This window comes from Chitinophaga sp., from assembly GCF_017745275.1.
In the GTDB taxonomy this organism is placed as follows: Bacteria; Bacteroidota; Bacteroidia; order Chitinophagales; family Chitinophagaceae; genus Chitinophaga.
In genome coordinates this window covers 353,851-368,869 of the sequence record NZ_JAGHZS010000007.1, presented here as the reverse complement: position 1 = coordinate 368,869, position 15,019 = coordinate 353,851, and the positions used below count along the sequence as shown (strand labels likewise).

The following is a 15,019-nucleotide window of genomic DNA, read 5'->3' as shown; positions in this document are numbered from 1 at the left end:
ATATGCCATCATATGCAGATCTGCCTTTACATTATGGCCAGGTACCACCCTGGCTGACAAAGCGCATGAGCCTTTTAGGCGGCGCCATTGTAGAGGCTATTGTAACCGATTATGGAAAAGGTGAAGTGATAAAGCGGCTGAGTGATCCCTGTTGGTTTCAGGCATTGGGCTGTGTATTGGGAATGGACTGGCATTCCTCCGGTATCACCACCAGCGTCATGGGCGCACTTAAAAAGGCCATCAATCCCCGCTCTTCCGAACTGGGTATTTATATCTGTGGTGGCAAAGGCCGCCATAGTAAACAAACCCCGGCAGAACTGACCGCCATCGCACACAAAACCGGCCTTCCCGGTGATCAGCTGGTGTATAGCAGTAAGCTCACCGCAAAGGTTGATAACACCGCTATCCAGGATGGCTTCCAGTTGTACCTCCATTCTTTTATTTTATCTGACGAAGGCGAATGGGCCGTGGTACAACAAGGCATGAATGACGCCAGTAGCATGGCGAGGCGCTATCACTGGCATTCTGCCTCGTTTAGTTCTTTTACCACCGCACCGCACACTTTTATCTACGGGCGTAACCAGGGACAAATCCTCAACCTGACAGACCTCCTGGCCGACAGCACCAAAGCAGGGATACTACAACTCACCAGCGAGAAGCCTGCACACCTGCTGCCGGAGATTAAACACCTTATTATGCCTTCTCACCATGAGGTGAGAGCAGAGAATGTTAATCTGAAACGACTGGGCAGCGTGCTTGCATTGGCGCATGATACCCATCCGGCCGACTTTGAAGCCCTCCTGCTGCTGGAAGGCGTAGGTCCGAGAACGTTACAATCATTAACCCTCGTTAGTGAAGTTATTCATGGCACCCCTTCCCGCTTTGAAGACCCGGCCCGGTTTTCGTTTGCCCATGGAGGTAAGGATGGTCATCCTTTTCCGGTGCCCACGCGCATTTATGATGAAACCATCCAAACACTCAAAGATGCCCTGCACAAGGCTAAAGTGGGTGAGTCAGAAAAGAAAGATGCTATCCGGAAATTATCTGTGCTCTCCCGGCAAATAGAAGCAGACTTTGAGCCGAATACCAATTTTGAAAAAGTCATTGAACAGGAACGTCAAAACTCCTGGCAATATGGTGGCAGAACCGTTTTTGGGAAAGCTGTAAAACCTGCTGCACCTAAAGGCGGAGATCAGCTTACCCTATTCTGAGTAGCCTCTTAAATAACGGTATCCATGATTAACTACAATGAACTCACTGTACCGGAAGCCACGCGCATTCAACGGGAGATGCAAAACGAGATACAGATAGTTCCGCATACTGACCCTGTTAATTATATCGCCGGCGCGGATATTTCTTTCAATAAATTCAGTACTACTGTATACGCCGGTATTGTGTTGTTACAATTCCCTTCGCTGCTGCCAGTGGGTTACAGTCTCGTAAAAAAGGAAGTGCTGTTTCCCTATGTGCCGGGCTTTCTGGCCTTCCGCGAGGTCCCTGCCCTACTGGATGCCTGGGAGCAACTTCCCATCAAACCAGATATCCTGGTGGTAGATGGCCATGGCATTGCGCATCCGCGCCGACTGGGTATTGCCACGCATTTCGGGGTGTTAACAAACCAGCCCACTATTGGCAGCGCCAAGAAAAAACTGTTTGGCAATTATGAAGAACCGGCACCGGAGAGAGGCAGCTATACACCTCTCACCGATAAACAGGGACAAGTGCTGGGAAGTGTATTGAGAAGTAAAAATAACGTGAAACCAATTTTTGTATCACCCGGTCATCTCACCGATGTTCCGGGGAGCTTACATATTATACAACAATGCCTGAAGGGTTATCGTTTGCCAGAGCCTACACGGCTGGCGCATAATGCAGTGAACCAGTTCCGCCTGGGAGAAATACCAGTGGGATGGAGTGAGTTGTAACCACTCCTGCACCACCATATCAGGCAACGCAGGAGTGGTCCGTTAAAATTTTATCCAGGCAATTTGGGCGGTTCTCTCTGTTCCTTTACGGGACACCAATACGGTAGCATAACTACCGCTCCGGGCGTTATAATCGGCCGCTCCCATCATACAGGCATAGCCCTTTGTTACTTCCGGCATGCCAAACAAATAAAGCCTTTCCATTTTACCATTATAAAAACGATAACATACAAAGTTAGCATCTGTGGCAAATTTCAGCGGTTTACGCACCCTGTCCGAGCCGCCGGTATCCAGGTATTGCAGGTAGTCATTAAACAGCACAAAAGAAGCAGATGGTCGCGAAATATAATCATACGACAACCAGGTATTGGTATTCAGCGCTGCAATTTTGTTGCGGAATATCCATTCACTCTTGGCCCGGCGTTGCAGTTGAAACGGCTCACAAACACCGGTAATTACCTGGTACTTGGAAACCGCCATGGTCGTATTTTCCCGGCCCGCGGTATCCAACTGGGCAATGCCGATATCACCAAGGTTGGTATGGAGCTTATTGATCTGTGAATTACCCTGTTTAAAGAAAGAAAGATTTTCCATGAGCAGGGTACTGCTGCCATCTTCGTTTAGGAGTAACCGTTGTGGTGTGCCTTTATATGGCTCTTTATAGCCCAGGTTGATTTCCATATTGCGGGCCAGTTCCGGGAAAGTCAGCTGCACATGCTTCTTCAGCTTACCATTGGCAGCCTGAAAAGTATTGAGGATAATACCGCTGCCCCCCTCTTTCTGCTTCGCAGGAATATAAAGTAACATACGCACCAATGCAGCGTCAGGTACGGTTTGAATGTATCCACCTACGTTGCCAGCGCCGGCCGTGTAATCCAGCACATGATGGGAAAAGCTGGCAGAATCCGGGGAGAGTATGGAAAACAGCACTTTGGGACCTGCTATGCCATCGCCATGTTTGACGTTGAAAGCAACCGTTCCCAGGTATACATGCTCCCTGCCGGTAACAGCCATATGGATATAACTGAAATAGCTATACGAAGTATCAGCTACATACAACCAGCCCTGGTGAATCATCTCGTGAGCAGGTGAGAAATGCAGCACTTGTATACGTTCGTGGATACTGTCGTTTTTTTGAATAGCCGCGCCGGAAAACAGGGCTACGGCGTAATAGTCACTGTTGGGATCTTTCTCTACATAAATATCATGTGAGGCCAGGTTATCATCTACAAACACACTACGATGTTGTACAGAAGGCAGTTCCCCCAGTTTATCTTCCCGCAGCAATTTGCCCGTTTCTGCATCGAGTACCAACCGGTATAAAACCGGGTTATACTTTACTAATTGCTGCAGGAAGATCACTGGTTGCCCGTTTATTTCATAGATGCCATCTATTTCGGTGGACTCAAGATCGCCGCTATTCCACTGTTGCGTATGCACAGTATCGGTGACTATTAACTCACGCTGTGCATTATACATGGCCACCGACAGCCCACCTTTCTTAGAGAAATGCAGGTACACGGTATTGCCATTCTTCAACTGCATTAACTTGTCCCAACCATCACCCGGCTCTTCAAACGCAGGTCCGAGTGTTACTACAGGCACCTGGGCCACCGCAAACCGGCAGCACAACAGTGTAACTACCAGTATAGGCCATCTTAAATAGGTCATCTTCTTATCAATTAATAATTTCAAATATATGAAATTATTTAAATTTTAAGAAGATGGAACCCTGCGTATTAATGACCTTCGTGTTCCCCGCTATTTTTCATCTTGGCCAACAGGTCATAGGCCCCTGTTACTACTATTGTTGCATCTAACGCATCGGCAGGTAATGTCACTTCCGTGTATCCTTGTTCTGTGTTGCCTTTCTGCACTTCCTGCATCTTGAAATGGAACGTGCTGTCGTTCCCCGGTTGTTTTAAAAATACGTAGGACTTGTTCTCAAAGGTCACGATAGCAGCATCGGGTAACGCTTTTACATTACCACCACCAGTTTCAATCAGCGCCTGTAAATAAGTACCCGGTAATAACTGGGTATCTTCCTGCTCCAGGTGGCAATGTACGCGCACAGTTCTTTCCAGGCTGATTTCCCGGCCAATCAGGTGGATAGTGGCCTCCCGCTGCTTCGTTTCATTGGCCAGCGTAAAACGCACCAACTGCCCTATTTTAAGCTTGGGAATATCTTTTTCAAACACCGTCAGCTCAGCATGTAAATGTTCCGTATTCACAATACGAAACAGGATATCCGCCGGCGTTACAAACTGGCCCAGGTTTACATTTACCTGGGTAACGTAGCCACTGATGGGACTTGGCACATTCACCGTCCGCTGAATATTCCCCTTTTCAAGTGCAGGCATGTTCACGTTCAGCATGGCCAGTTTTTGCCTTAGTCCATTTTCTTTTGCCTGCAGGGTTTGCCAGGTGGCCCTGGCCTGTTGAAAGGTTTTCAGCGCGTTTACGTTTTCCTTCGACAGCTCCTGTTGACGCTCATATTCCCTGGTGGCATATTCCAACTGGCTTTTGGTTTCGAGGTAATCCTGCTGTAACTGTATATAATCCAGGTTCTCCAGTACGGCTATCACTTGTCCCTGCTTTACCCGCATTCCCTGCAAAAGCTCCGTCTGTTTTACAAATCCGCCCATTGGTACAGCAATACTCACCTGTTGCTGCGGAGGAACATCCAGCAGGCCATTCACTTTCAGTGCACCGCTGATCTGGCGGTTTTCCGGTTTACCGTAGGTAATTCCCACGGTCTTAAATTGCTCAGCGGTCAGCTCAACCACACCGCTTTCCTCTTCGTGATCATGCCCATCAGCGACTTCGCCGGCAGAGGGCTTACTGCCACAGGAAACTACCAGCATAGCTGCGGCTAAGGTGATGACAGGGAGGACGATATATTTCTTTACTAATTGCATAATGGATCGTTTTAATAAATGGAACATGGCCCTTAAAGACCTTATTCAGCAAGGTTTACGGCTGTCCCGCCAGGAAAGCCATGTATAATTCTGCTTGTTTTACATCGTTCCTGGCCAGCAGGTACCCTTGCTGTGCAGCGAGGGCCTGTTCCAGGTTCAGAAAATATTCGGCATAGCCAATGTCGCCGCTGCTGTACGATTTTTCTGATTGCTTCAGTAATAATTCCACATTCGGCAAAGAAGTACGCTGATAAAACTCCAGGCTGTTGCGGTTTTTGATGAACTGCTGGACGGCCTGCTCATACTGCGACCGGAGCTGCGTGGCATTATTTTCATAATGCAGGCTGGCCGCCTGTTGCAGCTTTTCTTCTGCCTTTACTTTAGCCTTCATAGGTCCCATCCACAGCGGAAGCGCCAGTCCTACCTGGAATCCCTGGAAACGGTTGCTATTGGTTGCCAATGGTGAGCCGGATGCATTTAACGGGTTACCAATAAATGATTGGTTAAAATAACCCACTGTAATATCCGGTAGTATCGCTGCCTTGAACACTTTCTGTTGCTTCTCCGCAATGGCAATTTCCTGTTTCAGGTATTGCAACTGCGGATTGGCAGTTACCGCTGCAGAGTCGCTGCTCAACAACAGGCTGGCTTCTGGAATCGAGCGTTCCGTAATAGTCAGCGGTGTGGTGGTGCCCAACAACGCCTGTAAACGTGCCATATAGATCTTTGTATCTGCTTCATTCTGCCGCAGGGAATTACGCACTTCGTTTAAACGTCCCTCTGCTGCTATCTTTTCGAGCATCCTGCTTTCCCCTGTTCTGTAACGGAGATCAGCGGTACGTACGAAATTGGCAAACAGGCTATCCTGGTGTACCATTAACGCCCTCACTTCCTGCAGATACAGCAATTGTACATATACCTGCTTTACCTGGTAGATCAGCTCATTCTGTGTAGCTGCTTTCAGCCACACGGCTTTATCCACCTGCGCATTGTTGAGTTGGCGCTTTGCACCAAACAGGGAAGGAAACGGAATCGTTTGGGACACCGTGTAGTTATTGTCGTAAGACACATAACTATTGGTTTGCCCATATTGCAGGCTCACTTCCGTTTTCGGCAACTCACCGCTGGTGCTCACCAGTTTACGGTAATAATCAATGGAGGCGCCGGCAGATTTCAATCCTTTGTTTTGCTGCAACGCCTGCTGCACAGCCGTTTCCATCGTGAGTGGCGATGTTTGCGCCCACACAGAAAACGGCAGCAGTAAAAAGAAAAATATTCTGATCATCATAATTTTTGTTTTGAAAAACCTTTTTCAAAATAGAGGTATAAACAAGGCAATACCAGTAAAGTGAGCAAGGTAGAAGTAATCAATCCCCCAATTACCACGGTGGCCAGCGGACGCTGTACCTCCGCACCCGCACTGGTGGCCAGCGCCATCGGCAGAAAGCCAAGCGAGGCTACGAAGGCGGTCATCAATACCGGTCGTAAGCGTGTAGCCGTTCCATTTAGTACAATACTGTTCAGATCAGCCAAACCGGATTGCTTCAACCGGTTAAACTCTCCTATCAATACAATACCATTCAATACCGCTACGCCAAACAAGGCAATGAAGCCCACCCCTGCGGATATACTGAATGGCAATCCTCTCAGGTAAAGCGCAAACACCCCGCCTATGGCCGACATAGGGATGGCTGTAAAAATGAGTAACGATTGTTTTATAGAATGGAAAGTGAAATACAACAGTCCAAAAATCAGCAGCAACGCCACGGGCACGGCCACGGATAAACGCTGATTGGCCACTTTCAGATTTTCGAATTGTCCGCCGTAACGGATGAAGTAACCCGCAGGTAATTTTATTTCTTTGGCAATCGCTTTTTCAATGTCAGCCACCACACTGGTAATATCGCGGCCACGAACGTTAAAGCCCACAATGGTTCTACGTTTGGCATCTTCCCGTTGTACCTGGTTAGGACCAGTGGTCATACTCACATCCGCCACCTCAGCCAATGGTACCTGGTTGCCGGAAGGCGTGGTGATATAAAGATTCTGGACATCCGTCAGTTGTTGACGGCTCTCCTTTTCCAGGCGGAGCACCAGCTCGAAACGTTTCTCGCCTTCATATACCATTCCCGCGCTCTGGCCGGCAAATGCCGTGTTGATAGCCTGGTTGATAGTGGCAATGTCCAGCCCGTAACGGGCTATTTTATCCCTGTTGGCTGTCACCACAATTTGTGGCAACCCATCGGTTTGTTCTACATAAAGGTCCTTGGCGCCAGGTGTACGGCTTACAATGGCACCAATTTTTTCTGCCAGACCTGCCAGCGTGGGCAGATCTTCTCCAAATATCTTGATTCCCACATCCTGCCGCACACCAGAAATCAGCTCATTAAACCGAAGCTGAATAGGCTGGCTAAAGCCAAAGCTCACACCAGGAATCGCTTCCAGCGCTTCCTGCATTTTATTTGCCAGCTCTTCCCGCGAGCGGGCGCTGGTCCATTCCTTTTTTGGCCTGAGTAAAATAGTAAGGTCGCAGGCTTCCATAGGCATAGGATCCGTAGGAATTTCTGCTGCCCCAATCTTACCAATCACCTCTTTTACTTCCGGGAACTTCTTCATTAATATCCCAGAAGCCAGGCTTACTTTATCAACGGTTTCCGACAAAGAGCTACCCGTGAGCAAACGGGTTTCCACGGCGAAATCGCCCTCCTCCAGGGTAGGAATAAATTCTCCCCCCATCTTACTAAATACAAATAACGCTATTACAAACAGCAGGATGGCCGTACCTGTTACTACTGCCTTTGCACGTAAAGCACCCCGGATAACGGGATCGTATATACGCTGAAAGAAGTGCATCATCCGGTCTGAAATCGTTACTTTATCCTTCAGGTTTTTACTAAGGAATAAGGCCGACATCATTGGCACATAAGTAAGCGATAGTATAAAGGCGCCCAGGATGGCGAAAGAAACGGTTTGCGCCATGGGGCGGAACATTTTTCCTTCAATCCCGGTCAAAGCCAGGATAGGCAGGTATACAATGAGGATAATGATTTCGCCGAAAGCCGCCGTACTGCGTATTTTGGTAGCGGAGTCATACACCTCTTCATCCATTTCGGCCTGCGACAATCGCAGCAAGCCCTTTGTTTTATTTCTGCCTGCCAGGTGATGCAGCGTGGCTTCCACTATAATGACCGCTCCGTCTACAATGAGCCCAAAGTCAATGGCACCAAGGCTCATCAGGTTACCGGATACACCAAACAGGTACATCATGGAAATGGCAAACAACATCGATAAAGGAATAACAGAAGCTACAATCAGCCCTGCCCGCAGGTTACCGAGGAATAGTACCAACACAAAAATCACGATCAGCGCACCTTCTACCAGGTTCTTCTGTACGGTACCCACCGCCCTGCCCACAAATTCACTCCGGTCCAGGAAAGGCTCAACCACTACACCGGGAGGCAACGTTTTCTGGATTTGTGCGATACGCACTTTCACAGCCTCCACTACTTCCTTGGAGTTCTTTCCCTTCAGCATCATCACAATGCCGCCTACTGCTTCTCCACTGGCATTACGGGTAAGCGCCCCGTAACGCACGGCATCACCGATTTGTACCGTGGCCACATCTCTCACCAATACCGGCAGCCCATTAGGGATATTTTTAATGACAATCTTTTCTATGTCTGCCAGGCTTCCAATTAGTCCTTCGCTGCGAATAAAATAAGCGTTCGGCTTTTTATCAATATAAGCACCACCGGTATTCTGGTTATTGCGCTCCAGCGCATTAAAGACATCGGTAATACTCAACTGGTAGCTACGCAGTTTGTCCGGGTTCAGGGTTACCTGGTATTGTTTCAGCAAGCCGCCGAAACTGTTGACTTCCGCTACACCCGGTGTACCGAGCAACTGCCGCCGTACGTACCAGTCCTGTATTGTACGCAGGTCCCGGGCATTGAATTTATCTTCATAGCCTTTCTGCGGGTGCAGTACATACTGGTATACTTCTCCCAATCCACTGGAAATCGGCGACATTTCAGGTGTGCCTATCCCCGGCGGAATATTACTTTTAGCTTCTCCTAGTTTTTCGTTGACCTGTTGCCTGGCCCAATAAATATCTACGTCGTCGTGAAATACGATCGTCACCACCGACAGCCCAAACCTGGATATAGAGCGTACTTCCGTCAGCTCCGGGATGACCGCCATCGTTTGTTCAATAGGAAAAGTAATAAGCCTTTCTACTTCCTGCGCAGCCAGGGAAGGCGATTGCGTGATGACCTGTACCTGGTTATTGGTGATATCCGGCACTGCATCTACGGGTAGGCGTAACAGTGAGTAGGTACCGCAAGCTGCCAATATGAGCGTAAGGATACCTATAACTAATTTGTTCCTCACAGAGAAACGAATAATCTTATCCAGCATGATTGATTCAATGAGTAATAAAAATGAAGTACCTGAACCATATCTGCATCTGATAACGATGCGGATATGCTCATAGCAAAAACATTCCGTAAAACAGCATTAAACCAGCTGGGGCGGCTGCCAGATCTTATCGAAAGAAGAAGGAAGTGGATTCACCGGCATCACAGGATAATCGATGACGGCCTGTTGTACATGAAAATAAACAGTAAGGGGAGCGCCCGGCGTTACCTGTACATTGCAGCAGCTGCATATACATAAAGGAGAGCAAAAATCCGGTTGTGATGATTCGTGGTTGTGCGAGGTACTCAGTAGTGCGGAAGGCACTCCGGAGCTGCCGGCCATACCGTTGTTGTCGGTGCAGGGCATGCACGACAGCAACAACAGGTAACAGCTAAATATATAAAGCAACCACTTCATGTGTACAAATGTAAAAATTAAAAGTAAAACGCTCCCGAAAAAAACTGCATCATAGTTGCGGCTGAGATGATTTTATATTATGATTTGTACTTAAATTAGCCGCATGAATTGCCTGATAGTAGATGATAATAAGCTGGCCCGCACGGCCATGCGGCAGCTTGCCAGCCATGTAGAGCAACTGCATGTAGTGGGCGAATGCAGCAGTGCCATGGAAGCTTATAATCTTTTGCAGAAAGAAAAAATAGACCTGCTGCTGCTGGATATTGAAATGCCGGGCATGAGTGGCCTGGAACTCACCCGCAATCTTGGCAAAAAACGCCCCGTCATCATTTTTACTACGGTAAAAACGGAATACGCCGTAGAAGCTTTTGAATTAAATGTAGCCGACTACCTGATCAAACCGGTACTACCCGCCCGTTTTATCCAGGCCATCGAAAAAGCCAGGGAACTCACAGATAGCACCAGCCGGGAAATACAGGTATCTGATACCGAGTTTGTTTTTATCCGGGATAACGGCGTGCTAAAGAGGATCCGTACAGAAGATATCCTGTTCCTGGAAGCTATGGGCGATTATGTAAAACTCAATACACCACAGAAATTCCATGCCATCCATACCACTTTAAAGGCGCTGGAGGAAAAGCTGCCAGCTGGCAAGTTTATGCGGGTACACCGCTCTTATATTGTAGCGCTTGACAAAATTGAATCTATAGAAGACGGTACCATTCTTATTCAGAAGCATGCTATCCCCGTGGCGGATGCATACCGTTCTGCACTGAATAATAAATTGAACCTGTTATAGTTCAACGACACTTTCTCCTTTTTGACCGATAGCTGTCGCCTGTTGGGCCATAAGTTATTTAACGGCGGGTTAGGTGGGTGTATCTTTAGGTCGTCAAACAATTGATCACTAATTAAAGTATACAACCATGAAAAAGTTTGGTATTATCATCGCTGCAGCTATGTTGTTTATGAGTGCATCATCTTTTGCCCAGACAACAACACCTAAAAAAGAAGAAAAGAAAGAAGCGGCTGCGAAAGCACCTGCGCATAAAAAACATCATCATCATCACCATGCAGCAAAACCTGCTGCTGCTCCAGCTGCACCAAAAGCAAAATAATCGCAATTCGTTACTGAATTGTTTAGATCTTTAGCCTCAGAGTAGTGATGCTCTGAGGCTAAATGTCTGAAGAACTACGGAATAATTTCCTACTTTTATTCCTTCGTTAATGAACCGGCATTCCTATATCAGCGTTTATATGTACTAAACTGTCATGCAGCCAAAAAGAATCAAATATTACCTACTCGGCCTGTTCATTACCGGAATGGTGTTATTTGTTGTGCTGCAGTTCAATTCTTCCAACAACATCCGCAAGCTGATCAAAGGCAATGAGCAACTCCTGCAGGAGCTGAATGTAAAAAATGAACTGCAGAAGCTGCAAACCAATATGGCCAAGACCGACAGCAAAGTACGCGGGGCCGTTATTTCCCAGGATACTACCCACATTACCGGCATCGAAGCAGAAATTGCTATCATCAAAGCCGACCTCAAAGAGATCAATAAAATCATTAAAAACGACAGCACCGAAAAACTCCTCACCCAACTTAATTACCTGGTGGATGAGAAGAATAACTTTAACCTGATGGTATTGGATACCTTTTACAGCAATGGGAAATGGGCTGCAGAAAGGATGATCAACAACCAGAAAGGAAAACGGCTCGGGGAAGCCATTACCAGTATTATCCGCCAGCTGGATACCACCCGGCAAACCGAAGTAAACCGTACTACCCACCTGATCGACAGTAGCGGCCAAAAAGCGCAAAGCTGGGGAACCGTACTCGTATTTTTTGCCTGCTTAACCAGCCTGCTGGCTTTCCTATATATTACCAGCCGTATTCACCGGCAGGAACAACTCATTGAAGCCCTCGACGCCTCACAGCAACAGGAGAAGAAGCTGGCCGCCGTAAAAGACCAATTCCTCGCCAATATGAGCCATGAAATCCGTACGCCTATGAATGCCGTGCTGGGTTTCACACATCTGTTAAAAGCACAACCCCTCAACGATAAATCGAAAGAATATGTTGGCGCCATCGATAATGCCGGGCAAAGCCTGCTGGAAATTATCAACGACATATTGGATATCTCTAAAATAGAATCTGGTATGATGCGCATAGAAGCTACGTCCTTTAGCTTACGCAGCGTACTGCATGGCGTTAATACCATGTTCAAACCAAAGGCCGAAGAAAAACATCTGCAGCTATCAGTAACTATTGATGAAGAGGTGCCGGATATTTTATACGGAGATGTTATGCGACTGACCCAGGTACTCATTAACCTCACCAGCAACGCCGTAAAATTCACGAGCGAGGGAGAAGTACGCATTCACGTAACGAAGATCTGGGCAGAAGAAAATGCCGTACGTATATTGTTTACCGTTAGTGACACCGGTATTGGTATAGATGCCTCCAAACTGCATAGTATTTTCGACCGCTTTAACCAGGCAGAAGCCTCTACCACGCGCAAATTCGGCGGTACCGGCTTAGGTCTCACCATCGTAAAACAACTCATAGAATTACAGAATGGTTTTATATCAGTAGAAAGCAAACCCGGAGAAGGCGCTACTTTCAAAGTAGAATTACCCTACACTTTAGGAGAATCGCTTTCGGAAGAAGTGAATACCTACTTTACAGATAACGATCAGCTGCCCCTGCACCCGGATGTACGTTTGTTGGTAGCAGAAGATAATAAAATGAACCAGAACCTGCTGCGCCATTTGCTCAGTAGCTGGCAATTACAGTTTAAAATTGTCAATACCGGCAGAGAGGTATTACAGGCCCTTGAAAAGCAACATTTCGACCTGGTGCTCATGGATATTCAAATGCCGGAAATGGACGGCTATTCAGCGGTACAGGCGATTCGCAATGAACTGCATTCCACTATCCCGGTGATTGCTATGACCGCCCACGCCATGGCTGGAGAAAGAGAGAAATGTTTGCAGATGGGAATGAATGAATACATTTCCAAGCCGATTGTAGAAGATGAATTATACCGGATGATCCAGGTATATATCGGTAAACTTCCTCCACGGGAGCTTCCGGTACATACGCATGAAAATGGCACTTCCCAGCAACTGCTGAATATGCACTATCTCCACGATCTTTCAAATGGCAACCTGAACTTCGAAAGAACGATGCTGGAACAATTCATTGCACAACTGCCGGAAGAGCTGTCTCTCCTTAAAAAAGCAGTAGTAGCAGAAGACATCCCCGCTATTCGTGCCAATGCTCATAACTTAAAGACAACAGTGTCTTTTATAGGACTGGAAACCCACCTCTATCCTATCCTGGAGCCACTTGAAAAACTACAGGAAAACAACTACCATCCACAGGTAGTAGCCGGACAGTTTAATACCCTGAAACACCTGTGTATACAGGCCGTACAGGAGGCTATCAATATTCTGCTCTAGCTCTCGGTTTACATATTACCGTACATTTTTCCCTGTTCAACGACAGTAATTCCCGATTCACCGAAACCTCCCGTTAACACCTGCCTGGCTGATGTATTTTTACAACAGAAATTATAACAATAACATTCATCATCTAATCATTTAAAAAGACAATCATCATGAAAAAAAGCCTGATCGCCGCTGTACTGGTAATGAGCATTTCTGCTGCTGCTTTCGCACAAGCACCTGCTGCTAAACCAGCTAAGAAAGAAAAAGCTAAAACTGAAGCTAAAGCTGAAGCAAAACCTGCTGCTGATACTACTAAGAAAGCTGCTAAACCTGCTAAGAAAGCTGAAGCAAAACCTGCTGCTAAAAAAGCATAATTTAAGCCATACAGCGTTTGAGTTATTTGTCCCGTCTGCCTTAGGTAGACGGGATTTTTTTTAGCAGAAAGCATAAGGCACAAAGCTATTTTAGCGAATGATTAAAGCATAGAATAACTATCCGCTCTGATCATTCGCTAAAATAGCTTTGTGCTTTCTGCCTTATGCTTTCTGCTAAAAAAAAGAGTCCACCTTACGGCGGACTCTTTTCAATATGTATAGCGGAGCTACTATTTCAGCGCATCCAGTTTCTTTTTCACTTCTTCTACTTTGGCAGTGTTGTTTTTGATCGCATAGATCTTTTGCAAAGCATACAAGCAGCTTTCGTAGGTTTGTTTATCGCTTTGTTCCAGGCTGCTACCTTTAGATGTAAAACCAGCATCTGCTTTTTCAAAGAAAGGTAATGCCTGGTTCATCAGGCCTTCTACTTTTCCTTGTAATTCTTTGGCTTTAGGAGAAGACTGTTGTTTGCTATCCAGTGCGTTCAGTTCTTTGTTGAACACAACAGCGCGGTTGAAATACAGTGCACCCAGCTGGAAGTTAGCAGTAGCGTCTGAAGCGTTCATTTCGATCGCTTTCTTATAAGCTGCTTCTGCTTTACCGATCAGCTCATCGTAGTTAGCTGGTTTGGGAGCGTCATTACCTTTCTCATCGCGTGGATTAGCCAGGTTATCTACGCGGATAGCGTAGTCCAGTACAGCCGCTTCGTCGTTTGGATTATCAGCGATTTTCTTTTCCAGCATACCGAGTAATTCGTTGGTCTTACCGGTTTTGCTGTAGAACGCCATTTCCATATCGTTAAAACGTTTATCCTTAGGGAATACTGTTTTAGCGGTTTCGATAGTTTTCAGCCAGTTTGCCTGGTCTCCTTTTTCTTCGTACAGTTGGCCCAGGATAACGTAGAGTGCCGGTTCACCTTTGAATTGCAGGTCTGCTGCTTTTTTCAGGTAAGTGAAAGCATCATCTTTTTTGCCTGCCTGGTTAGCGGCGTAACCTACGTAGAAAGTGAGGGCCGTATCGGTAGGAATAGAACCACCTAAGTTTTTGCTGTTGTAGAAGTCAGCTACTTCGAAGGCGTGTTTGAAGTTGATGAGAGAAGAATCCCATTTCTGCTCATTCAGGTTAGCATAACCAGCATTAGCGATGGTAGCATATACGTTGAACAGTGGTTGGTTCATTTCCAGAACCGCCTCTTTCATTTTAGGATCTATTTCCAGTGCTTTTTTGAAAGCGGAAAAAGCTTCACCAGCGAGTGCGGCGCTTTTTTGCTTGGTACCCATTGCCTCGAGGATCTTACCGTCTACCAGCCATGTTTTAGCGTCGTTTTTGGTTTTATCATTCTGTAATGCTGCGTCAATATCCGCTTTGGCTTTTTCCAGATCCTGCTTCTTCAGGTTCTCATCCGCACTGCTAACTTTTGCCCGTTGTGCCATTACCGATACACCGGCCGTGCAAAAGAGAAGAGATACCAATAATTTTTTCATGCTTTTGTTTTTTTAGTTGCTGATTACAATAA

At 46.7% G+C, this 15,019-nt stretch carries 12 protein-coding genes; 6 read left to right on the top strand and 6 right to left on the bottom strand.

From position 1 onward, the window contains the following. Window positions 1-2: 2 nt before the first annotated feature. Together J7623_RS20975 and nfi are read left to right on the top strand one after the other, a co-directional pair. Window positions 3-1,211: a DUF763 domain-containing protein gene (locus J7623_RS20975; RefSeq protein WP_291924053.1), complete on the top strand. Its 1,209-nt coding sequence runs from the start codon at window positions 3-5 to the stop codon at window positions 1,209-1,211. A 24-nt stretch (window positions 1,212-1,235) separates the two neighbouring features. Continuing rightward, a complete protein-coding gene (gene nfi, locus J7623_RS20970) occupies window positions 1,236-1,925 on the top strand; it encodes a deoxyribonuclease V (RefSeq protein ID WP_291924051.1) in 690 nt (229 codons plus the stop codon). A gap of 42 nt (window positions 1,926-1,967) precedes the next feature. Here the strand turns inward: nfi and J7623_RS20965 are convergent, their stop codons facing one another. The 5 genes from J7623_RS20965 to J7623_RS20945 form a co-directional block, all read right to left on the bottom strand. Further along, on the bottom strand, window positions 1,968-3,620 hold the full coding sequence (locus J7623_RS20965; RefSeq protein ID WP_291924049.1) for a hypothetical protein: 1,653 nt from the start codon (window positions 3,618-3,620) through the stop codon (window positions 1,968-1,970). A gap of 44 nt (window positions 3,621-3,664) precedes the next feature. Beyond that, on the bottom strand, window positions 3,665-4,843 hold the full coding sequence (locus J7623_RS20960) for an efflux RND transporter periplasmic adaptor subunit (RefSeq protein ID WP_291924047.1): 1,179 nt from the start codon (window positions 4,841-4,843) through the stop codon (window positions 3,665-3,667). A 55-nt stretch (window positions 4,844-4,898) separates the two neighbouring features. After that, the gene (locus J7623_RS20955; RefSeq protein ID WP_291924045.1) at window positions 4,899-6,131 is read right to left on the bottom strand and encodes a TolC family protein; all 1,233 of its coding nucleotides are present in this window, start codon (window positions 6,129-6,131) and stop codon (window positions 4,899-4,901) included. After that, window positions 6,128-9,232 (bottom strand): CusA/CzcA family heavy metal efflux RND transporter, encoded by a 3,105-nt coding sequence (locus J7623_RS20950; RefSeq protein WP_291924043.1) that lies wholly within the window; start codon window positions 9,230-9,232, stop codon window positions 6,128-6,130. The genes J7623_RS20955 and J7623_RS20950 overlap by 4 nt, the downstream gene beginning before the upstream one ends. A gap of 126 nt (window positions 9,233-9,358) precedes the next feature. Further along, window positions 9,359-9,676: a DUF6660 family protein gene (locus tag J7623_RS20945; RefSeq protein ID WP_291924041.1), complete on the bottom strand. Its 318-nt coding sequence runs from the start codon at window positions 9,674-9,676 to the stop codon at window positions 9,359-9,361. A 103-nt stretch (window positions 9,677-9,779) separates the two neighbouring features. Here J7623_RS20945 and J7623_RS20940 point away from each other — a divergent pair, with 103 nt between their 5' ends. The 4 genes from J7623_RS20940 (at window position 9,780) to J7623_RS20925 (ending at window position 13,503) form a co-directional block, all read left to right on the top strand. Beyond that, a complete protein-coding gene (locus J7623_RS20940; RefSeq protein ID WP_291924039.1) occupies window positions 9,780-10,475 on the top strand; it encodes a LytTR family DNA-binding domain-containing protein in 696 nt (231 codons plus the stop codon). Window positions 10,476-10,602: 127 nt separating this feature from the next. After that, entirely contained in the window at window positions 10,603-10,794 is a 192-nt protein-coding gene (locus J7623_RS20935) for a hypothetical protein (RefSeq protein WP_291924037.1), read from the top strand. 154 nt (window positions 10,795-10,948) lie between these two features. Then, entirely contained in the window at window positions 10,949-13,141 is a 2,193-nt protein-coding gene (locus J7623_RS20930; protein WP_291924035.1) for a hybrid sensor histidine kinase/response regulator, read from the top strand. Between the two features lie 158 nt (window positions 13,142-13,299). Continuing rightward, window positions 13,300-13,503, top strand: coding sequence for a hypothetical protein (locus J7623_RS20925; RefSeq protein ID WP_291924033.1), 204 nt, complete (start codon window positions 13,300-13,302; stop codon window positions 13,501-13,503). Between the two features lie 230 nt (window positions 13,504-13,733). On the opposite strand, the gene J7623_RS20920 is transcribed toward J7623_RS20925, so the two are convergent. Beyond that, the gene (locus J7623_RS20920; protein ID WP_291924031.1) at window positions 13,734-14,987 is read right to left on the bottom strand and encodes a hypothetical protein; all 1,254 of its coding nucleotides are present in this window, start codon (window positions 14,985-14,987) and stop codon (window positions 13,734-13,736) included. Between the last annotated feature and the right edge of the window lie 32 nt (window positions 14,988-15,019).